This is a genomic window from Candidatus Poriferisodalis sp. (assembly GCF_965219595.1).
In the GTDB taxonomy this organism is placed as follows: Bacteria; Actinomycetota; Acidimicrobiia; order Acidimicrobiales; family Poriferisodalaceae; genus Poriferisodalis.
This window is the reverse complement of sequence record NZ_OZ244781.1, coordinates 1,199,363-1,219,100: the sequence shown is the minus strand read 5'-3', so window position 1 is coordinate 1,219,100 and position 19,738 is coordinate 1,199,363. Positions and strand designations below refer to the sequence as shown.

22 protein-coding genes and 1 tRNA gene are annotated in these 19,738 nt (G+C 66.1%); 9 read left to right on the top strand and 14 right to left on the bottom strand.

The genetic code is table 11. The features are described 5' to 3' along the window. Window positions 1-231: 231 nt before the first annotated feature. The gene (gene gpmA, locus ACOQPE_RS05290) at window positions 232-954 is read left to right on the top strand and encodes a 2,3-diphosphoglycerate-dependent phosphoglycerate mutase (RefSeq protein ID WP_420610827.1); all 723 of its coding nucleotides are present in this window, start codon (window positions 232-234) and stop codon (window positions 952-954) included. A 135-nt stretch (window positions 955-1,089) separates the two neighbouring features. On the opposite strand, the gene ACOQPE_RS05285 is transcribed toward gpmA, so the two are convergent. Further along, window positions 1,090-1,443, bottom strand: coding sequence for a P-II family nitrogen regulator (locus tag ACOQPE_RS05285; RefSeq protein WP_323671478.1), 354 nt, complete (start codon window positions 1,441-1,443; stop codon window positions 1,090-1,092). 185 nt (window positions 1,444-1,628) lie between these two features. On the opposite strand from ACOQPE_RS05285, the gene ACOQPE_RS05280 reads away from it, so the two are divergent. The 3 genes from ACOQPE_RS05280 (at window position 1,629) to ACOQPE_RS05270 (ending at window position 4,771) form a co-directional block, all read left to right on the top strand. Continuing rightward, window positions 1,629-2,060: a Crp/Fnr family transcriptional regulator gene (locus ACOQPE_RS05280; protein ID WP_420610826.1), complete on the top strand. Its 432-nt coding sequence runs from the start codon at window positions 1,629-1,631 to the stop codon at window positions 2,058-2,060. A gap of 85 nt (window positions 2,061-2,145) precedes the next feature. Continuing rightward, entirely contained in the window at window positions 2,146-4,323 is a 2,178-nt protein-coding gene (locus ACOQPE_RS05275) for a heterodisulfide reductase-related iron-sulfur binding cluster (protein ID WP_420610825.1), read from the top strand. 130 nt (window positions 4,324-4,453) lie between these two features. After that, the gene (locus ACOQPE_RS05270; protein WP_420610824.1) at window positions 4,454-4,771 is read left to right on the top strand and encodes a helix-turn-helix domain-containing protein; all 318 of its coding nucleotides are present in this window, start codon (window positions 4,454-4,456) and stop codon (window positions 4,769-4,771) included. Between the two features lie 132 nt (window positions 4,772-4,903). Here the strand turns inward: ACOQPE_RS05270 and ACOQPE_RS05265 are convergent, their stop codons facing one another. The 4 genes from ACOQPE_RS05265 to dcd form a co-directional block, all read right to left on the bottom strand. Next, window positions 4,904-5,629, bottom strand: a complete 726-nt coding sequence (locus tag ACOQPE_RS05265; protein ID WP_420610823.1) for a S1 family peptidase — start codon at window positions 5,627-5,629, stop codon at window positions 4,904-4,906. A 14-nt stretch (window positions 5,630-5,643) separates the two neighbouring features. Further along, window positions 5,644-6,294, bottom strand: a complete 651-nt coding sequence (locus tag ACOQPE_RS05260) for an HNH endonuclease (protein WP_420610822.1) — start codon at window positions 6,292-6,294, stop codon at window positions 5,644-5,646. Window positions 6,295-6,433: 139 nt separating this feature from the next. Continuing rightward, window positions 6,434-7,474, bottom strand: a complete 1,041-nt coding sequence (gene dcm, locus ACOQPE_RS05255) for a DNA (cytosine-5-)-methyltransferase (RefSeq protein WP_420610821.1) — start codon at window positions 7,472-7,474, stop codon at window positions 6,434-6,436. A 70-nt stretch (window positions 7,475-7,544) separates the two neighbouring features. Then, entirely contained in the window at window positions 7,545-8,123 is a 579-nt protein-coding gene (dcd, locus tag ACOQPE_RS05250; protein WP_420610820.1) for a dCTP deaminase, read from the bottom strand. A gap of 125 nt (window positions 8,124-8,248) precedes the next feature. Between dcd and ACOQPE_RS05245 the strand changes: the two genes are divergently transcribed. Continuing rightward, window positions 8,249-8,319 (top strand) — tRNA-Gly (locus tag ACOQPE_RS05245). A gap of 75 nt (window positions 8,320-8,394) precedes the next feature. Here the strand turns inward: ACOQPE_RS05245 and ACOQPE_RS05240 are convergent. From ACOQPE_RS05240 to ACOQPE_RS05200, 9 genes are all read right to left on the bottom strand, one after another. Beyond that, window positions 8,395-9,273 (bottom strand): nucleotidyl transferase AbiEii/AbiGii toxin family protein, encoded by an 879-nt coding sequence (locus ACOQPE_RS05240; protein WP_420610819.1) that lies wholly within the window; start codon window positions 9,271-9,273, stop codon window positions 8,395-8,397. Next, window positions 9,270-9,863, bottom strand: coding sequence for a type IV toxin-antitoxin system AbiEi family antitoxin domain-containing protein (locus ACOQPE_RS05235; protein ID WP_420610818.1), 594 nt, complete (start codon window positions 9,861-9,863; stop codon window positions 9,270-9,272). Before ACOQPE_RS05235 ends, ACOQPE_RS05240 begins: the two co-directional genes overlap by 4 nt. Window positions 9,864-9,971: 108 nt before the next feature. Further along, a complete protein-coding gene (locus ACOQPE_RS05230; RefSeq protein WP_420610817.1) occupies window positions 9,972-10,238 on the bottom strand; it encodes a hypothetical protein in 267 nt (88 codons plus the stop codon). Window positions 10,239-10,241: 3 nt separating this feature from the next. Beyond that, window positions 10,242-11,603, bottom strand: coding sequence for a replicative DNA helicase (gene dnaB / locus ACOQPE_RS05225; protein WP_420610816.1), 1,362 nt, complete (start codon window positions 11,601-11,603; stop codon window positions 10,242-10,244). Between the two features lie 204 nt (window positions 11,604-11,807). After that, entirely contained in the window at window positions 11,808-12,257 is a 450-nt protein-coding gene (rplI, locus tag ACOQPE_RS05220) for a 50S ribosomal protein L9 (RefSeq protein ID WP_420610815.1), read from the bottom strand. Further along, the gene (rpsR, locus tag ACOQPE_RS05215; RefSeq protein ID WP_420610814.1) at window positions 12,254-12,700 is read right to left on the bottom strand and encodes a 30S ribosomal protein S18; all 447 of its coding nucleotides are present in this window, start codon (window positions 12,698-12,700) and stop codon (window positions 12,254-12,256) included. Before rpsR ends, rplI begins: the two co-directional genes overlap by 4 nt. Next, on the bottom strand, window positions 12,700-13,164 hold the full coding sequence (ssb, locus tag ACOQPE_RS05210) for a single-stranded DNA-binding protein (protein ID WP_420610813.1): 465 nt from the start codon (window positions 13,162-13,164) through the stop codon (window positions 12,700-12,702). Before ssb ends, rpsR begins: the two co-directional genes overlap by 1 nt. An 11-nt stretch (window positions 13,165-13,175) precedes the next feature. Further along, on the bottom strand, window positions 13,176-13,511 hold the full coding sequence (gene rpsF, locus ACOQPE_RS05205; RefSeq protein WP_323671489.1) for a 30S ribosomal protein S6: 336 nt from the start codon (window positions 13,509-13,511) through the stop codon (window positions 13,176-13,178). Window positions 13,512-13,843: 332 nt separating this feature from the next. Then, entirely contained in the window at window positions 13,844-15,505 is a 1,662-nt protein-coding gene (locus tag ACOQPE_RS05200) for a transglycosylase domain-containing protein (RefSeq protein WP_420610812.1), read from the bottom strand. 79 nt (window positions 15,506-15,584) lie between these two features. Here ACOQPE_RS05200 and ACOQPE_RS05195 point away from each other — a divergent pair, with 79 nt between their 5' ends. The 4 genes from ACOQPE_RS05195 to murJ all read left to right on the top strand — a co-directional run bounded on the left by ACOQPE_RS05195 (window position 15,585) and on the right by murJ (window position 19,736). Next, on the top strand, window positions 15,585-16,919 hold the full coding sequence (locus ACOQPE_RS05195; protein ID WP_420610811.1) for a CCA tRNA nucleotidyltransferase: 1,335 nt from the start codon (window positions 15,585-15,587) through the stop codon (window positions 16,917-16,919). A gap of 40 nt (window positions 16,920-16,959) precedes the next feature. After that, on the top strand, window positions 16,960-17,355 hold the full coding sequence (locus ACOQPE_RS05190) for a DUF5318 family protein (protein ID WP_420610810.1): 396 nt from the start codon (window positions 16,960-16,962) through the stop codon (window positions 17,353-17,355). Window positions 17,356-17,451: 96 nt separating this feature from the next. After that, window positions 17,452-17,934, top strand: coding sequence for a CarD family transcriptional regulator (locus ACOQPE_RS05185; protein ID WP_323671493.1), 483 nt, complete (start codon window positions 17,452-17,454; stop codon window positions 17,932-17,934). A 23-nt stretch (window positions 17,935-17,957) separates the two neighbouring features. Further along, window positions 17,958-19,736, top strand: a complete 1,779-nt coding sequence (murJ, locus tag ACOQPE_RS05180; RefSeq protein WP_420610809.1) for a murein biosynthesis integral membrane protein MurJ — start codon at window positions 17,958-17,960, stop codon at window positions 19,734-19,736. Window positions 19,737-19,738 lie beyond the last annotated feature (2 nt).

Sequence of the window (19,738 nt, the reverse complement as noted above, 5' to 3'; positions counted from 1 at the left end):
AACCGGCCAAGAATGCAGATTGGTAGTGGAGATAAGCATATAAGTTGAGTGTCTTATTAGCAACTTCTCTGAGTCATGCTACCGGTACTGCCGCACAAGCGTCATAGCAGCCGAGGCGGCAGGAGACTCTGCGACGTTGCGGCCAACCGGATCGCTGGTCGCTGAGGGTCCTGCCGCCTTCGCTGCGGGCCCACAACTGACCACGACCGTGGCGGGCTACCGTGCAAGCCCATGCCATCGCCAGGCGACACGCACACACTCGTGCTCCTGCGCCACGGCCAGAGCGCCTGGAATCTCGAGAACCGCTTCACCGGCTGGTGGGACGTCGGGCTGACTGACGACGGGCAGGCGGAAGCCCACGCCGCCGGCGCCACCCTCCTCGCTGCAGGCATCGCACCCGACGTCGTGCACACATCGCTCCTTCGGCGTGCCATCCAGACCGCCAACGCGACACTCGACGCGATGGGCCGGAGCTGGCTGCCGGTACGGCGGCACTGGCGTCTCAACGAACGGCACTACGGCGCGCTCACCGGTCTGAACAAGGCGGAGATGGCCGAACGGCACGGCGCCGAACAAGTCCATCTCTGGCGGCGCAGCTATGACGTGCCTCCCCCGTCGATGCCCCCAGACCACGAATTCGACGTCGCCAGCGACCCGCGCTACGCAGGCTTGGCCGCCGGCGAGGTGCCGCGCGGCGAGTGCCTAGCCGACGTCGTGCAGCGCATGCTGCCCTACTGGCATGACGGCATCGTCGGCGATCTGCGAGCCGGCGCGACCGTGTTGGTCGCCGCGCACGGCAACAGCCTGCGGGCGCTCGTGAAGCATCTCGACGGCATCGGCGACAGCGAGATCGCCCAGCTCAACATCCCCACCGGCATACCCCTCGTCTACGAACTCGACGCCGACCTGCAAGTAACAACGCAGTGCCCAGTAGAGACCCGCTACCTCCGCTGAGTATCGCCTAAAGCGCACCAGGCGAATAGCGGCGAGGGCGGCGGTGAACTCGGCGACGTTGCGACCAGCCGGATCGCTGGTCGCTGAGGGCACTGCCGCCCTCGCCGCGGGCACACGATTCAGCGCGCCCTCCGGCTAGAGAGCGTCGATGCCGCGCTCACCAGTGCGAATACGCACAACGCTGTTGACGGCAGTGACCCACACTTTGCCATCGCCAATCCGCTCAGTACGCGTGGATTCGACTATGGCATCCACCACCCGCTCCGCCAGCTCGGTCGCCACCAGCACCTCGATGCGAACCTTGGGAATGAAGTCCACGTGGTACTCGGTGCCCCGGTACGTCTCGGTGTGGCCGCCCTGACGGCCGAATCCCCGTACCTCCGATGCGGTGAGCCCGGTGATGTCGAGATCCCGCAGCGCCTCGAGCACCATCTCGAGCCGGTGCGGCTTGATGACCGCTGTCACCATCGCAACCGAGGCCTCAACCATTGCGCCCTCCCGACTCAGCCTCTGTAGCGTCGCACGCCGCAGGGCCGATTGCACGCAACTTGCCCGTCTGGCGGGCGGCGGGCGCTAGTCTCTGGCGCGTCTTGGGGGCCGGGCGCGTGCTACGGTCCGGCGCTTGTGGGCCAGCCAGCCCCGGCGCAACAGCCCACGGCGGCAAGGAGCGGGATATGTCGGTAGCGAATCGTGCGGAGAGTCTTCGTGAAGTTGATCTGTTCTCCGACTGCAGCAAGAAGGAACTCCAGCACATCGCACGCAGGGCCGAGCAAATCGATTTCACGGCCGGCGACAACATCGTGGAGGAAGGCAGCGGCGGTCCAACGGCCGGCTACGCCTTCGTGATCGTGCACGGCACCGCAGTCGTGCGGCGCAACGGGCGCAAAGTCGCCGAGATCGGCCCGGGCGAGTCCATCGGCGAGATGTCGCTGTTCGACGATGGCCCGCGCACCGCGTCGGTGGTTGCCGCTACCGACATGGAGACGATCATGCTGTCGCGGCGGGAGCTGAAGGGCATCATCGACAGCACCCCGTCGGTGGCGCACAAGCTGCTGTCAGAGCTGGCAGCTCGCCTGCGCAAGGCCAACCGCAAGCTCTACGGCTGAACCGCTCGCGGCATCGTGAGCCCGCGGGCGCCGTTGGCGTTCGAGGCTCCCGGCTGTCGCAGGGCCGTCAGCTAACTTCGCCAGCGTGAGCAAGCCGCCTCTGCGACCGCACCAGCTCGTGCTGGGCATCGGTATCGCATTCGCAGCGATCACCGCTGCGTCGGGCATTGCCGCGGCCGCCTTCGGCTTCCACGAAGACACCGACGCCGCGCATCGCGAGGTGTTCGGCAATGTGCCGGGCGGGGTCAAGTTCGCGTTCTACGCCTTGACGTGCGTGCTGATCGTCTACGGAGCATGGAACTTCGCCCAGCGCACCCGCAACTGGCAGCGGGGCGCGCCTGATCGACGCTCCACCACTGCGTCCAACGCCAGCCGGCGGCTGCACGACTACCGCGGCGGCGTGCTCATGCAGACGCTGCTGCGCGATCCGGCCGCTGGCGTGATGCACGCATTGCTCTATTACGGCTTCCTGGTGCTGCTGGCCGTCACCACCACGCTCGAGATCAACCACCAGCTGCCGACGGCCGCAAAGTTCCTCGTCGGTCCCACCTACCAAGGCTTCAGCTTCGTCGGCGACTTGGCGGGAGCGATCTTCCTGGCCGGAGCGATCTGGGCCATTGTGCGCCGGTATGCCGCTCGCCCGTACCGCATCAGGATCAAATCGCGGCCCGAGCACATGGTGATCCTGATCGTGCTTGCCGCGCTGGGCGCCACCGGGTTCGTGGCCGAGGCCATGCGCATCGTGATCGACGGTCGGCCGGCATACGAGCAGTGGTCGTTCATCGGCTACCCGCTGTCGGCTGCATTCGACGGCCTCGCCAACATCCGCGGCTGGCACCAGGTGTGGTGGATCGCCCACGTGGGCTGCTTCATGGCCTTCCTGGTAATGCTGCCCATCACCATGCTGCGGCACATGTTCACCTCGCCGCTCAACATGTACCTGCGCGACCGCGAGCGCCCCAAAGGCGCCATGCGGATGGTGCCCGACCTGATGGAAGCCGAAGACATCGAGACCATCGGCGTATCGATGGTGAACGAGTTCACCTGGAAGCAGCTGCTCGACACCGACGCCTGCACGATGTGCGGCCGCTGCACTGCGGTGTGCCCGGCCCATGCCACGGGCAAGCCGCTCGATCCCCGCGAGATCGTGCTGAAGACCGGCGAGATCATGGCCGCGACCGGTGAGCACGGCGGGGTGACGCCGCCGATCGGCACTGATGCCGAGATCACTGTGGCGGCGGACTCGGTCTTCGAGCGGATCACCCACGAAGAACTCTGGGCGTGCACGACGTGCAAGGCGTGCGACGAGAACTGCCCGGTCAACATCGAGATCCTCGACAAGATCCTCGACATGCGTCGCTACCTGACGCTGATGGAGAGCGAGTTCCCCGCCGAGCTGGGCGGTGCGTTCCGGGGCATGGAGAACAACGCCAACCCCTGGAACCTCAACAACGGCGAACGGGCCGACTGGGCCGACGGTCTCGATGTGGAGGTGGTCGACGCGGATGACCCGTTCGATCACGAGTACCTCTACTGGGTGGGCTGTGCCGGATCGTTCGATGACAAGAATCGCCGGGTGTCGGTGGCCACCGCCAAGCTGCTGCAGCGCGCTGGGGTCGACTTCGCCATCCTGGGCCCGGGCGAGAACTGCACCGGCGACAGCGCTCGGCGCTCGGGCAACGAGTACCTGTTCCAGATGCTCGCAGCGGAGAACATCACGGCGCTCAACGGCATGGGCGTCCGCAAGATCATCACCCAGTGCCCGCATTGCTTCAACACGCTGCGCAACGAGTATCCGCAGTACGGCGGGAACTGGGAGGTCATCCACCATGCCCAGTTCCTCGAACAACTCGTGGCCGACGGGCGTTTGGATCTCTCCGAGGCGCGGCTGGATGAGCGGGTCGTGTACCACGACTCGTGCTACCTGGGCCGCCACAACGACGTGTACCTGGCGCCGCGCAACGTCATCGGCAGCCTCGGCGGCGTGGAGATCGTGGAGGCCCCCCGCAACGGCACCAAGGGCATGTGCTGCGGGGCCGGCGGTGCGCGCATGTGGATGGAGGAGACCATCGGCACCAAGGTCAACGACGAGCGCTCACGCGAGCTGCTCGACACCGGCGCCGACCGCATCGCCACGGCGTGCCCGTTCTGCTTCATCATGATCGACGACGGCGTAAAGGGCCACGGTGTCGAGGACGACGAGGTCAAGGTGGCCGACATCTCCATCCACCTCATCGACGCCCTCGAAGCCGCCGACGACTGATCCTCGCCTTCGCGTGGGCAACTCGCCGCGAAAAGGCGCGAAAGGCCCAGCGACGATATGTCGCGGAGCGGCCACCGAACGACGCTCGATCGGTTTGGCGTAACATTTATGTCACGCTAGAGTGGGTCTCATGGCAAGGGCGCGCACCGGTGCAGAGCGGTATCTGCGAGACCGCAGGGCAGATCCAGATTACGAACGCGCCTACGACGCCGCGCGTCAGCGCATTGACCAGATCGACGGAATAATCCGAGCGCTCGACCAGCGCCGACGCAGCTTGCAGCTCAGCAAGGCCGAACTCGCTCGCAGGGCGGACTTGCGTCCGGAGGTGATCAGACGCCTCTTCTCCGCCGAGAGCCCAAACCCGACGCTGTCAACCCTCGTCGCCCTCGCAGGAGCGCTCAACCTCGAAATGACGGCGGCGCCGCTCGAAGAGAGCCGAGCTAGCTGAGGACCGTCCGGTTTCGCTCGAACGCGTCGCGGTACCGGCTCAAGTGGGCTTCAGTGACCTCCGCGAGCTAGGCCATGAAGTCTTGGCCGAGCGGGAGCCGTCCGCCGACATGACCATCGGGATGTCAGCGGATCACACATTTGCTCGTTCCGAAGTCACCAGAATCGGAAGCGATAGCTCATCTGCAAAACGGATTATCGACGGAGCATTGTGAGCTTGACCCAACTCAATGATCCGATGAACTGATTCCCTTACATGTATCTCGTCGCCTGCATGCACGTACTCAACGTGCTCTTGGGCGAGGACTCGCGAGGCCGCATTACCGATTGCCAAGCCCACGATCTTGACGCCATTGTGGTAAGTGAGGATCGCTGATCCCGAGAGCCCCTCAAGAATTGGGTAGGAGAGCGTCAGCCCCACATGACCGGTCGGCATCGCGTCCGAGACGTTTACGACGTTGCCCTTGAAGTAACCATGCCGTGTCTCCGTCCTGCTGCCTTCTGGGAGATAGTGCCCGAAGGTGTAGACATCGAGGCCCATCCGGATTTCGGGCGGCGACAGAATGGGAAGGTACTCGCGCTGGCCTCGCATCGAGTTCGAACTGATGTACGCAAGATCGAGCGTGCAATCAGTTGAGAATCGGACCGCGTCGACCGGACACAAGTGCTGCATCCCGTGATCGGCGACAGCGATTCGCTCGTCGCTGGCGAGTTCCACATCCACGACATGCCTCGCTGTCAGCAGTCCACCGCGTGGAGCTACCGGTATCGACATTCCCAAGTAACGGGCCGGAGCGCCCTTGCCGTCGACTCTGTAAATTTTGTAGAAGTACGGGGCGATATTCACGTGGCCCTCCATTGGGCCTGTTCCGTTTATGGGTTCGTCTGACTCGTCGCAGGGCCTGTCGGACGTGTGGCCAATCGGATCCGCTCCCGTAGCTCCGCGATGGTCAGCGGCCGTTTGCGCAGATGCACTACTGCATGACAGTTTGGGCACAGTGGGACAAGATCGCGCGGGTCGGGCGCTCGTGGGGCGTCCAGTTCGCTGAGCGGGATGACGTGATGGATGTGGATGAAACCCGCCGCAATCTCCCCGTAGGTAGCCGACATCTCTAGATCGCAGCCGAAGCAGGCAGTGCCATGGAGCTTCTTGGCCAGTGCTTTGTTCCGTGGGTCACGCTCGTACGAGTTGGCCCAGACACGACGCACTGTACCTTCGGGAGCGAACTCAAGCTCCTCTTCGCCGAGCACCACCTCTGGCGAATCGTCGCGGTCAAAGGAAATGCGATAGTGCGAGCTCTCGTCTTCGGGCGCGGTGATCGTGATCGAGTCCCCGGCCTGAAGGCCGTACTTCCCGACGAACGGCGTCGTATAGGTGACTCGCGACTCGCTTCGCTTTGCTCGGTGCTTGAACCGGAAGTCCCATTCGTGACCGTCCGGGTCGAGACACTTGAACCATCCGTCGTCGTCACCGCGGCCGAGTGGCGCGGGAAAGACCCGTGCGCCGTCTCGAACCGGAATCAAGATCCCACTCTGATGAGTGCTGCTCACGCCGACGTCAGTCCGTGAGAGCTTCTTCGTGAGACTTTCGGCAGCCATCGCAAACAGAAACTACAGAACGGCCACGCCATCATGGGCGGCATTTTCGGGCAGCTTGCCGAGCTCAGAATGCGTTGGCGACGTAGTCAGCTAGGTGCTCGACGACCGGGACCACGACGGCGTTGCCGAACTGGCGGTAGGCCTGTGTGTCAGAGACGGGGATCTGAAACGGTTCAGCGTCGAGGGCGTCGAAGCCCATGAGACGGGCGCACTCGCGGGGAGTCAGGCGACGCGGATTCTCGCCTACTTGGTCAACGAGGATCTCAGAGCCATCCTTGTAGTAGCGGGCCGACAGCGTGCGCGCCGTCCGCGATCCGTCAACCAAGCCGTAGCCGAAGCCGTTGCCCCGCTCGCGGTGCTTGGTGGCGTAGTCCTGCAGGTAGGTCCAGAGATGGTCAGACAGCGTGTATCGATCCGAGACTTGGCCGTCGTCGCCGAGGGTGTAGTGAGGCTCGGGTACCTCGCTGCCGTCCTCTGGATGCAACACCGTGTCGAGGAGCGGACCGTTCCCGACGTCGGGGATTGGCAGGTCGTCGAGATCCAAGGGCGTGCCGTCGCGCACTCCCAATATGAAGATGCGTTCTCGGTTCTGCGGCACCCACGCGCGGGCGTTGACGACGCGATGGCTGACTTCGTAGCCCAGTTCCTCACGCAGCACTCTGCAGATCGTTCGGAAAGTGCGGCCGCTGTCGTGGCTCACGAGGTTGCGTACGTTCTCCAGCAGAAACATCCTGGGACGACAGTGCTCCAAGATTCGAGCGACCTCGAAAAACAGCGTGCCTTGGGCTTCGCAGGCAAAACCGTGGGGGTGATCGAGAGCGTTCTTCTTAGACACTCCAGCAATGGAGAACGGCTGGCACGGGAAGCCGGCGAGCAGCACATCGTGATCCGGAACGTCGGACGCGGGAACCTCGCGGATGTCGCCAGCGATGTCCTCGTCGCCGAAGTTGGCGCGGTAGGTCTGCTGGCTGTACTTGTCCCACTCGCAGGTGAACACGCACTCCCCGCCAGCAGACTCAAAGCCTTTGCGCATGCCGCCGATCCCGGCGAACAGATCGACGAAACCGAAATCAGACGACGTAGCGGCTGCGGTGGCGACGGTCATGGCTTCTCCCTTGGATGCGCGCGTTTGTTCCAGGGTAACCGAACGGTGCGACACTTTGCGCGAGCGATGGTCACAGCATGCGGGGGGAGCGGTAGTTCTCGTGGTAGCGGCTGGGGGTGGGGCCGCGCTGGCCTCGGTACTTGGAGCCGAGCAGTTCGGTGCCGTAGGGATGCTCGGCCGGCGTGGTCATCTCCATGAAGCTGATCTGGCAGATCTTCATGCTGGGGTACAGCGTGATCGGCAGGTTGGCCACGTTGGACAGTTCGAGGGTCAGGTAGCCGTCCCAGCCGGGATCCACGAACCCGGCCGTCGTGTGGATGAGCAGCCCGAGACGCCCCAGCGACGACTTGCCCTCGATGCGTCCGACGAGGTCATCAGGCATCGCGACGCGTTCGAGCGTGGCGCCTAGTGCGAACTCGCCTGGGTGCAGGATGAACGCATCGCCGGCCGCGACCTCCACCTCCTCGGTCAGGTCGGTCTGATCCTCGACGACGTCGATGACCTGACGGGTGTGATTGCGGAACACCCGAAAGGTGGCGTCGAGCCGCAAATCCACCGATGAGGGCTGCACGGCGGCATCGCCCAACGGTTCGATGATGATGCGGCCCTTCTCGAGCGCTTCACGGATGCTCCAGTCCGACAGGATCACCCCACTCCCCCTCCGTCGTTGGCAGTCGGCGTGCGCCGCATCCGTCGCCGGGCGACCCTAGTGGCCGAGCATCGGATTGGACGCCCCCGGTCGCAATAGCACTGAATAGGCTCGGGCCTTCGCCAGCGGGTGTAGTTCAATGGCAGAACTTCAGCTTCCCAAGCTGATAACGGGGGTTCGATTCCCCTCACCCGCTCCGCATGGCTTCCAAGACCTGCTGCACTGCGACCAGCTGGGCCTTGGCTTCACAGGGTGGACGGAACTCCGCGTATCAGGTCGTGGGCGGCTGATGGTCGCCTGCAGTCGATTGGCCACCAGTTTGGGCGCGACACCAGAAGCTCTCGATCAGATCGTGGGCATCGCTCGCTGCCACAGTCGTTAGGCCAAGATCAGACGCCATCTCGGCATAGGGCACGGCCCAAGCATCTGCCATCGAAGGCAGGTTCGATCGCGGCAGGTGTTGGCGGCGCCGGGCGAAGGTCGCCTCGACCGCTTGTCGCAAGCGGTCATCCGGTTCAAACCCGTGCTCCACGAGCAGCACCAAGTCGACGAGATCCTTGACTCGCGTATTGGGTCGGTCGTCATAGCGCCTCAGGTACGCACTCAGCTTCTCGGCCCAATGCGTGCGGAGATCGATGACAGCCATCTCCACAACCGGCAAGCCGGCAAAGCCAAGCGCACGACCGAGTTCAACCCGTTCCGCTATGGCCGGCATCCCCTCGCCTGCGACGACATCGACGACAATGCTCTCGAACACTCGGCGGCCAAGCAGCGCGTCGACAGACAAACGCACCACGAGACCGCGGTCGGGAAGATCAGACAGCTCCCTGCGACGCGTGACACGGAACGAGAAGTAGTCGCCAAAGGGGTCTCCCACGAGATCCTCGAGCAGGCGGTCAGCCGGATCGCGATCGCTTGCCAGCGCGAGATCTATGTCTCGAGTCGAGCGCGCCTGCTCGGGCATACGGAATTCGAGCGCGGCGCCACCCTTGAGGATCCAAGCACAGTGATCGGCCACTGCCAACCGCGCTAGGAGGCGATCGAATGCGACGATCCGTCGGCGGCGGGAAAGGTCCTGTGCATCGTTCGACGCCTGCCGGAGTCGAGTCTCCAAGGCCGCTCGAAACGCCTCAGCGTCGGCATACCTCATGACCTCACCCTCGCCAAGAGTCGCTTACCCCGCTGTTGGTTCTCTTCGTCGAGCTCGTGAAATCGGCGTTCAAGTTGTCCCGCAGTGATCGCCCCGCTCGCAATCGCATCGGCAATGACGCCCTCCGCAAACTCTTCGTCGAAATGCGACTCGACCACATCGAGCGCCGTCCGCAGAGCGGTGGCAATCGCAGCGCCGTCGAGCACCGTCACGTCAGTCTCCGCAAGAGCTCGATAGTGGAGGACCACAGCCGGATCATCCATGCGGAACCCCGGTGGCACGCTGAGATGAACCTTGGCCGGGTTAGCGACACCGAATCCGTACGCTGCTGCCGCGGAGTCGTGCGATACGACTGCACGGTGCTTAGACCACAGCACCCATCGGACAAGCTCGTCGTTCACTCCAGCAGGCCACTCGGGAATCCGGAAGATCCCCCGGTCAATCCGGGCCCAGTTGCCGTGGTCAACGTGGTGCTTCTGCGCCTGATAGGAGTAACCAATATCCAGTGCTTGGGCTGCGGTGAAGTACCCGGCCTGGCCGGCGGCTAGGCGATATAGCGTCTGGCGAAGAGCTTGGCGGTTTCCAGGCATCCATCGATCCTATATCGAAACTGTAGTTCTACGGAATCAAACCTCAACATAATCTTTAGTTTCACGGGAACACATCAAGCCGCGTGCAGCTCCACTCACCCGCTCAACTCACCCCACCAGCAGCGTCGCGAGCGCCCAGATAGCTGCGACCAGTCCTACGAGTGCGAGCGGCACCGCCCGCCGTGCCGGCGCGCGCACCGGCTCTCCCCCACCGCCGTCACGCCGCGGGCGCACCATGGCCGCCACGTTGCCCACCAGCAGCGCGCCGCCCACTGCCAGCACGAGGTATGGGATGAGATCGTCGCCGAGGAACATCGTGCCGCCGCCGTCGGCGGCCAGCATGTGGGCAGCACTCAAGAAGCAGTCCTCGGCCATCGGTTACTCGTGCGCCATGTCGGCGAACAGCGTGTACTGCGGCATGAACGCCAGTCGCGCGGTGCCGGTGGGCCCGTTGCGGTGCTTCGCGACGATGATCTCCGCCATGCCTCGATCAGCAGTGTCCTCGTTGTAGATCTCGTCGCGGTAGATGAACATGACGATGTCCGCGTCCTGCTCGATCGAGCCCGATTCACGCAGGTCCGACAGCATGGGCCGCTTGTCGCTACGCGACTCCAGATTCCGGCTCAACTGCGACAGCGCCACAATCGGCGTCTCGAGCTCGCGGGCCAGGATCTTGAGGCCGCGTGAGATCTCAGCGATCTCCACCTGGCGGTTCTCGGCGTTCGCTCGCCCGCTCATGAGCTGCAGGTAGTCGACCACGATCAGCCCCAGACCACCCAGCCGGCTGCGCAGCCGCCGGGCCTTGGCACGAATCTCGGTGACGGTCACGTTCGGGTTGTCGTCGATCCACATCGGCGCGTCACCCAAGCGACCCACGCTGCGCGTGATGTGATTCCACTCGTCGGCGCGCAGCTGCCCCGTTCGCACCCGCGTGGCATCGACCCGTGCGTCGGAGGCCAGCAGCCGGCCCGTCAGCTCGGCATGGTTCATCTCCAGCGAGAAGAGCAGCACCGGCTGCTGCAATTCCAAGGCCACGCTGGAGGCCATCGTCAGCGCCAGCGACGTCTTGCCCATTGCGGGCCGGGCACCCACGACGACCAGCGACGACGGCTGGATCCCCGCCAGGATGCGGTCGAGCGAGGAGAAGCCGGTCGCCAAGCCGGAGAACGCATCGCCCCGCTCGTATAGCTCCTCCAGCCGGTCCAGGCTCTCGTCGAGCAAGTCGTGCAGGGACTGGGTGGAGTCGACAATTCGGCGCTCGGCCACGCTGAACACCAACGACTCTGCCTGATCGATGGCCGCAGCCGTGTCGTCGGGGCGGCTATGCGCAAGCTCTGAGATCTCCGACGAGACGGCGATCAAGCGGCGCAGCAGCGCGGTGTCTTCCACGATGCGCGCATAACGGTCGACGTGGGTGAGCGTCGGCGTGGCGGCTTCGAGCGCCAGCAGGCGATCGGCGCCCCCGGCCGCGGCGAGGTTGCCGCTGCGCTCGAGCTGATCGGCGACGGTCAAGCAGTCGACGGGCTCGGAGGAGACGTAGAGCGACTCGATCGCCTCGAACACGAGGCCGTTTGCGGGCACATAGAAGTGATCGACGGCGAGACGCTCAACAGCGGCGCCGATGGCATCATTCGAGAGCAGCATCGCCCCGAGCACCGATTCCTCGGCGTCGATGTTCTGCGGCGGCACCCGACCGCCGCCTCGGCGCGCGAGTTCGGTCGGCAACTCGGCGAGACTCATCGCCCGCGATCCTGCCGTGCGGACCCTCTGGAACGCTTGGGCACATCACTGGGATTTCCGGTGGAAATCAGCCTGGCCACGTGTGTACAAGCCGCCGTTTTTCCACAAGCACCACTGCGAGGTACGGCCATGGCGCCATCGCACCAGGGGGGTGTGACACGAATATCGGCGATGCCGCAGTGGCGGCACCCGCGCGGCGCCTGACTAACTCAGCGCGACGACCTCGACGTTGAAGGTGAACGACACGTCAGGGTGCAGCTCTGCCGAGACCTCGTGCGTGCCGATGGTCCGGATCGGCGCCTCCATCGTCAGCTTGCGGCGGTCGACCTCGGCGCCCGTCCGGGCCGTCATCGCCGCCGCGATCTCCGCGGTCGTGACCGATCCGTAGAGATGCATCCCCGAGCCAGCCCGGGCAGCAATGGTTACACCGTCCGCGACCAGTTCCTTGGCGACACGCTCGGCTGTGTCGCGCTCGCGCAGATCACGCGCGGACCGCGCTCGGGCCATGGCCGCCGCCTGGCTGACGGTGCCGTCGGTCGCTCGCAAGGCGAGCCCACGCGGTATCAGGTGGTTCCGGGCGAACCCGTCGGCCACGTCGATCACCGATCCGGCAGTGCCGACCCCGTCGACATCGCTGCGCAGCACGACCTTCATGCCTGCTCCCCTGCCACCGCAGCAGGTGCTGGTGAAACGACCTCGTCGCGATGCTCGTCGACCACGTCATCGTGGTGTTCCCGCTCGTCGCCCGGCGGGCCATCTGCTCGGTCAGCAGGCGGGCGGCGGTCGTCGCCCGGCCGCTGGCCGCGTCGCTTGTCACCGCGCCGCTGCGTCATCGGCCGGCGCGCGTACTCGATCAAGGCCATCTCCCGGGCTGTCTTGATCGCTCGCGCCACCTCGCGCTGCTGCTGGCGATTGTTCCCTGAGACGCGCTGAGCCCGGATCTTGGCTCGCTCAGAGACGAACGACCTGAGCAGTTCGACGTCCTTGTAGTCGACGTAGGACACCCCAGCTGTGGTGAGCGGGCTGACCTTGCGCCGACGCGGGCGGCTCCGCAGATCTTTCGCGCGGGCCCGACCGGTTCGCTTGCGTGGTGGCATTAGAACGGTTCCTCCTCAGGTGACTGCTGTGGTGCGCTGTCGCCGGACTCCCAGGTGCCGCCGCCGCGGCGCTCGCGGGGTCCGCCCCCGTCGCCGGCCGGGCCTCGCGGGATCCGGGTGATCTCGGCAGTCGCCCAGCGCAGCGATGGCGCAATCTCGTCGGCAACGATCTCTACAACGCTGCGCTGGTCGCCGTCTGGTGTCTCCCAGCTGCGCTGCTCGAGCCGCCCGGTGACGACCACGCGGTTGCCCTTGGCCAGCGATTCGCTGACGTTCTCGGCAAGTTCGGCCCAGCAGACGACGTTGAAGAAGCTGACTTGCTCCTCCCAATCGTTCGTCTGGCGGTTCATCCACCGCCGGTTCACGGCTACGCCGAGCACTGCCCGGGCGCGGCCGGTCTGGGTGAATCGAAGTTCAGGATCGCGGGTGAGATTGCCCACCACGGTGATGGTGTTGTCAGCCATGACGCCTCCGCTTAGTGGCTGTTGGTCGACCCCTCGTCGAGCAATCCGCGCCGCTGCGCTTCGTCGTCGGGGAGTCGGATGAGCTTGTGGCGGACGACGTCGTCCGCTATCCGCAGGTACCGCTCAACTGGGTCCATCGCTCCGGGCTCAGCCCGCAGCTCGATCACCGAGTAGTAACCGCGTGTCTTGTGGTTGATCTCGTACGCAAAATCACGCAAACCCCAGAAATCGAACGAGGCCACCTCGCCGATCTCTGAAATGCGGCCTTGGACTTCATCCATGGCCTTGCGGGCTTCAGCGTTCTCCAGGTCACCATCGCAGATGACCATCAGCTCGTACGCGCGCAATTGGGGGCGACCTCCTGTGGACCCGCCGGGGCGGGGCCCCTTGCGGGGCAGGGATATGTTCTTGCACCCACCCTGCGAACCCGGCCCCAATGAGCAGGCTCGCTGCAAGCGTCGCTGACGCCTGTGGCTGGACGAGCACGCAAATGCCCGTGGTGCGCTCGCAACGCTAGGCGCGGCACTCGCCGATCACACCCTGAATTACTGGCGCGCCGGCTCTGAGAGCGTGCGCGGATTGGCGCACCTTCTCGTCGTACTGCCATCATTTCCCGCTCTTGTTCCCAGTTTCGATTGGATTCGGGCTCACGGGCCGCTCGGGCCACGGGGCTCAGCCTTTAGGGCGGATGCTGCAAGGGATCCAGCACCGCCGCGAACAGCTCACCGGTCGCCGGTGCAAGTTCGATCCCGGCTGTGGGGAGCCTCGAAGTGATCCGCACCGCGGCGCTGTAGTGCGTGGTCCATCCAGCGAACCATGCGTCGCCCGTGCCTGTCGAAACCGCGGCTCGGCCGAGCGCCGGTACACCGGACGGCAGCGTGAGCGAGTCCATGCCGGCACGCAGCTCGGTGATCGACGTCGCTGCGGGAACCAGGGTGCGTTCCATCAGCCATCGATCCGTGTCGCGGTCGGGCAGCGACCGACTCGGCGGGATGTCGCTCGTTTCGAGCACGATCCGCGAGGTGCGCCTTTCCCCGCCGGTGGCAATAACGCTGAACGCCGCCGCAACCTGCGACACGTCGCCGGCGAGCGGGACGGTGACGGCGGAGATCCCGTCGTCGACGTCATCGCCGATCCACGCCCCCAGGGCGTCTGCCGCCGGGCCGAGCAGATCGCCGAGCGGCCGCGGTCGCAACCCGGCTTCGATGTCCACATTGCCTGCCGTCGGGGCGCTGGCGGCGCTCACGAGCACCCGCACATCGCCGCTGCGGTCCAGCACCGCGACTTCGGCGCCGGCGGCAGAGCTGGCTGTGCTGTCGAGCTGGGCACGAACGGCTTGTACCGCGGCGCGCTGGGCGGGCACGTCGACGCTCGTCGTGACGTGCAGCCCGCCGGTCACCACTCGATGAATGCCGTACCGCTCGACGAGCTGGACATACGCCTGCCCTACTGCCGCCGTCAGGCCAGCCTCAGCGATGAGCATCCGGACGAACCCACCCGCCGCAGCGTCGAGGGCGCCGTGGTCTGGGGTGCCATGGTCAGGGGCGCCCGGTCCGGCCGCGCCCACGCCGAGAGCGGCCGCTGGACGGACGCCGGCAGGGACCGGCTGGGATCGCCCCGTTGCCAATTCGTCGGAGGTGAGCATGCCGTGTTCGTACATGGTCACCAGCACCCGGTCGCGATCTTGCCGGGCCGACCGGTACCGGTCCTCGGCAGGACCCGACACTGCATCGACGCCCCAGGGAGCGTCGACGAGCGACGCGATGTAGGCCGCCTGGGTCACGGTGAGGTCCGAGGCGGGGACGCCGTACCAAGCGTTGGCCGCGGCATGGACTCCGTAGGCACCACGACCCAGGTACACGATGTTGGCGAAGCGCTCGAGAATCTCCGGCCGGCTGAGCTGGCGACCCAGCCTCAGCTCTGCCAGCAGCAGGCGGGCCTCGCTCGCAGCGTCGTCGTGAGGATCGTGGACGGTCTCGAGATACCTGCGCATGATCCCGTCGCGCGCCAGATCCGGTTCCCCCCAGAGTCGCCGCAGCGCAGCGGCGTATGTCCCGGCATCGACGCCGTCACGCTCCAGGAAGCTCGGGTCCAGCACCGCAACCAGGGCATCGACGAGCGCAGGTGCCATGTCCTCGAGGCCCAGCGATGCGTGCGGGACGCTGGGGCCGATCTCGGCAATCGGTGTCCCGTAGCGGTCATAGAGCACGCTCGGCGCCACCGTCGCGTGCTGCGGTGGCGAAGGGAGATTGTCCAGCAGCCGGCTTCCGGTGCCTGCTGCAATCGCCAACGCCAGCACAAGCCACAGGAGCCATCGAGCCCAGCGCTGGCGAGCGGGCATCCGGCGCAGAGTACCGCGAATTCGCTGACTGCTTGGGAGCGGGACTCGGCGGTTGCAACCGATTTGTACCCTCGACGCAGTGACATCGAACCCGGCGGGATCGACTTCGGCCCGTGGGCTCGAGCCGGGCACACACGTGCTGAGCGACGATGACCGGCGAGAGCTCCTGGAGCGAATCGAACCGCTGGCGGCAGCGTTCGCCGACGCGGGATACCGGTTCTTCCTCGTCGGAGGGCTTGTCCGCGATGCGCTGCTCGGTCACGGCCTGACCGGCGACATCGACATCACGACGGACGCCATCCCGGATCGGATTGCGGAGCTCGCAGCGGGCTGGGCAGACACCGTCTGGGACCAAGGGAAGCGCTTCGGCACCATCGGCGCTCGGCGCGGCAGCACGACCGTAGAGATCACCACCCATCGGGCCGAGTCCTACGACAGCGGCTCACGCAAGCCGCACGTGCGCTTCTCCGACGATGTCGCCACGGATCTGAGCCGGCGCGACTTCACCGTCAACGCCATGGCGATCGAACTCCCGGGCTGGGCGCTGCTCGACCCGTTCGACGGCTTGACGGATCTAGCGGCCGGAGTACTGCGCACGCCATCGCCGCCAGAGGGCTTGTTCGCCGACGACCCGCTGCGAATGCTGCGAGCGGCCCGGTTCTGTGCGCAGCTCTCGCTCATCGCTACGTCCGAACTCGTCGCGGCAGTGCGCAGCTCGCGCCCGCGGCTGGCCATCGTGTCGCGCGAACGCATCCAGGCTGAGCTCACGAAGCTGCTCGAACTGCCTCAGCCCTCTGCCGGTGTCCGCTTCTTGTATGACACGGGTCTGCTGGGAGATCTTCTGCCGCCATGGCGGCATGCCGATGCCGCGGTGCCGGCTGCCGCGCTGGACGACGTTGCTGATCTCAGCGATCTGGTCGCCCTGCGCTGGGCCATCCTGCTGGGACCCGTGTGCGACGAAGCAGCCGCGACCCGATGCCTGTCTGCGCTGCGCTGCGACAACGCGACCCGCAGGAAAGCTGCAGCGATCCTCCGCGCAGCCCGAGCACTCGAGGTCGCAGCCGCGACCGCAACCGCATTGGGCGACGACGCAGCTTGGCGAATGACCGCACGGCAACTGATCGCTGATCACGAGCCGGAGCTGGACGCTGCCGCCGCCAGCCTGGCTGCGTGGGGTCGGGCCGTCCACGAGCCATTCGCCTCATTGCTGGCCGAGGTTCGAGCAGACGAAGGTGCCAGTCTCCGACATCTGCCGATCGACGGTCGGCGCGTCATGGAAGTGCTCGGAATCTCAGGTCCGGCAGTCGGCGAAGCTCTGGAATGGCTGCGCATCCAGCAGATCGAACGCGGCCCACTGGACGCCGACGAGGCCTGCCGACTGCTCACAGCCCGGAACCAGGGCCGGGAGCACTAGGGGCCGGGGACATTTGAGCCCGCGCACTAGCGTGAGCCGCGTGGCGCTCCAGCCTCGCATCGCACCCGAGCCCGCCCCGGCTGTTCCCGGATCGGTTGACTACCGGCTCAGGCGGCGACGCCTGCTCGCAGATGTGGAAGCGGGCCTGGTGTCGCGTGCCGAGGCATGCGATGCCCACCCCGACCTGCTGCGAGCCGCTCGCAACGCTGCCCCGCCGCTCGGCCGTCGCTGCCCGCTGTGCCCCGACGGCGACTTGCGGATTGTCGGCTACGTCTTCGGCCCGCGCATGGGTAGCGGGGGCAAGTGCGTGCTCTCGGACGCAGAACTCCAGCGTGTCGCCCAGCGCAACGGCAACTTCATGGCCTACGAGCTCGAGGTGTGCCCGGAGTGCGGCTGGAATCACCTCATCCGGAAGTACCCGCTCGGCGCCGGCTGATCTGGCGCGCGGCTGCGGCTGCGGCGGCCCGGTGGCAGCAGTGAGAGTTTCTGGCATCCTCCGATGAGTCCTGACCGGCGAATTCAGTAGGTGACGATGAAGTTTGAGCTTGGCGACCGCGTGATCTACCCCCACCACGGTGCGGCGGAGATCATGGCCCGGGAGCAGCGAAACGAATTCGGCGAGGCCCGCGAGTACCTCGTGCTCAAGACCGCGCACGGCGACCTGACGGTGAAGGTGCCCGCCGACATGGTCGACGAGGTCGGCATGCGGCCACCGATCGACACCGATGACGTCGAGGATCTCTTCGAGCTGCTCGCAAAGAAGGACGTCCGCGAGCCGGCCAACTGGAGCCGGCGCTTCAAGAATCACCAGGAGAAGCTGAAGTCCGGCGATATCTACCAAGTCGCCGAAGTAGTCCGGAACCTCGCACTGCGCGAGAACGCCAAGGGTCTCTCGGCCGGCGAGAAGTCCATGCTGGAGAAGTCCCGCCAGATTCTCGTGTCGGAACTGTCCATCAGCATGGACGTCACCGAGGACGAGGCCCGTCAGCAAGTGGAATTGCGGCTCGCCGGCTGAGCGGGCAGCGATCGGGCGCCACCATGCGCCGACAGCAGGGCGCCGCGGCGGCAGCAGCCGGCATCGGCGTCTCACGCCTGTCAGGTCTCGCTCGCACAGCGCTCGTCACCAACGTTCTCGGGATCGGCACCATCGGCGATGCGTTCGCGGCAGCGATGCGCATCCCGAATTTCCTCCAGAACCTGCTCGGCGAGGGTGCCCTGTCGGGAGCATTCGTTCCCGCCTACAGCTCGCTGACCGAGCGCGATGAGCGCGCCGCGGGTCGATTGGCCGGCGCCATCGCCACGTTCCTGGTCGCGGTCACCGCGACTGCCGCGCTGATCAGCATCTTTGCCGCACGGCCCTTGGTGCGGCTCATCGCCTGGGGATTTGTGGGCGAGCGGTTCGAGCTCACGGTCACGCTCGTGCGCATCACGGTGTGCGGCACGGCACTAGCGGTGCTCAGTGCATGGTGCTTGGGGGTGCTCAACAGCCACCGTCGCTTCTTCCTTTCCTATGTGGCGCCGGTGGTGTGGAACGCGACCCAGATCGCCGTGTTGGTCGGCGTGCTCGCATGGGGGGTGGCGGGCGCCGACCGCGCGACCGCATTGGCCTGGGGCGTGACTGCAGGCGCAGCGGCCCAGGTGCTCGTGCAGTTGCGGGGTGTCTGGCGGGCCGACCCGCGGATCTCCCTGAACTTCGGTTGGAGGGAGCCGCACGCCGCCGGGGTCATCAAGCGGTTCGGGCCTGCGGTGGCCGGTCGCGGGGTACTGCAGATCTCGGCCTTCCTGGATCTCGCGCTGGCCTCACTGCTCAGCGTGGGAGCCGCAGCAGCGATGGCCGCTGCGCAGACGCTGTACCTGCTGCCCCTGAGCCTGATCGGCACCAGCATCGCCGCCGCCGAGCTGACCGAGCTGAGTCGGATCCGGGAACCCGCCACGATTGCCGAGCGCACGTCTGCACGCCTGTGCGCGACTGCCTTCGGCGTCTCTGGGGTGGTGGCGATCTACTTCGCAGCCGGCGGACCGCTCACCGACTCGGTGTTCAATCTCGCCGGGCTGCGAACGGCAATCGCGGAGGACGACATCACCCTGATCGCCCTCGTGCTCGGTGCCTACTCGCTCGGACTGGTGCCGCTCGTGGCATCGAGGCTGTGCCAGAACGTCCTGTTCGCCGCGCGCGACACGCGCACGGCGGCCACTATCGCAGCGATCCGGCTGGCTGTCTCGCTGGCAGTCGGCGCGGCACTGATGCTGCCGCTGGACCGGGTGCTCGTGCTCGAGGGCGCCCTCACCGGATTCGGCGACATCGACCTGTTCTCGCTGGAATCCACGTGGTCGCTGCTGGATTCGGGGATCCGCTCAGATCCTGCACTGCCCGCCCGGCTGGGCGCGGTAGGTCTGGCGCTCGGTGCGGCGTTGGGCGCCTGGGTCGAACTGGGCTTGCTGCGTCGAGCGGTCATGCAACGCCGTCCCGCGCGGGCTGGCATGCCGACGGCGGCCGACTGGCCGGCGGGGCGGCTGTTCGGCGGCGCGATTGCGCGTCACCTGGTGCCAGCGGCTGTGACATTCGTTGTCGGTCTGGGGGTCACGCTCGTGCTGGCACCAGTGCCTTCCGTACTGCGAGTCGCGGTTGCCGGCGTGACCATGGCAGGGCTTCACCTTGGCTGCGGACTGGCGCTCCGGTTGCCTGCGGCCCGAGCACTAACTTCGCAACTGTCCCGCGTGGCCCCGAAGCGCGCGCAACGCTCGCACGACGCCACGCACACTGACACCCGCCCCGAACCCGACGAATCCCCCACCGACGACAGCGAAAGAAACTGAGC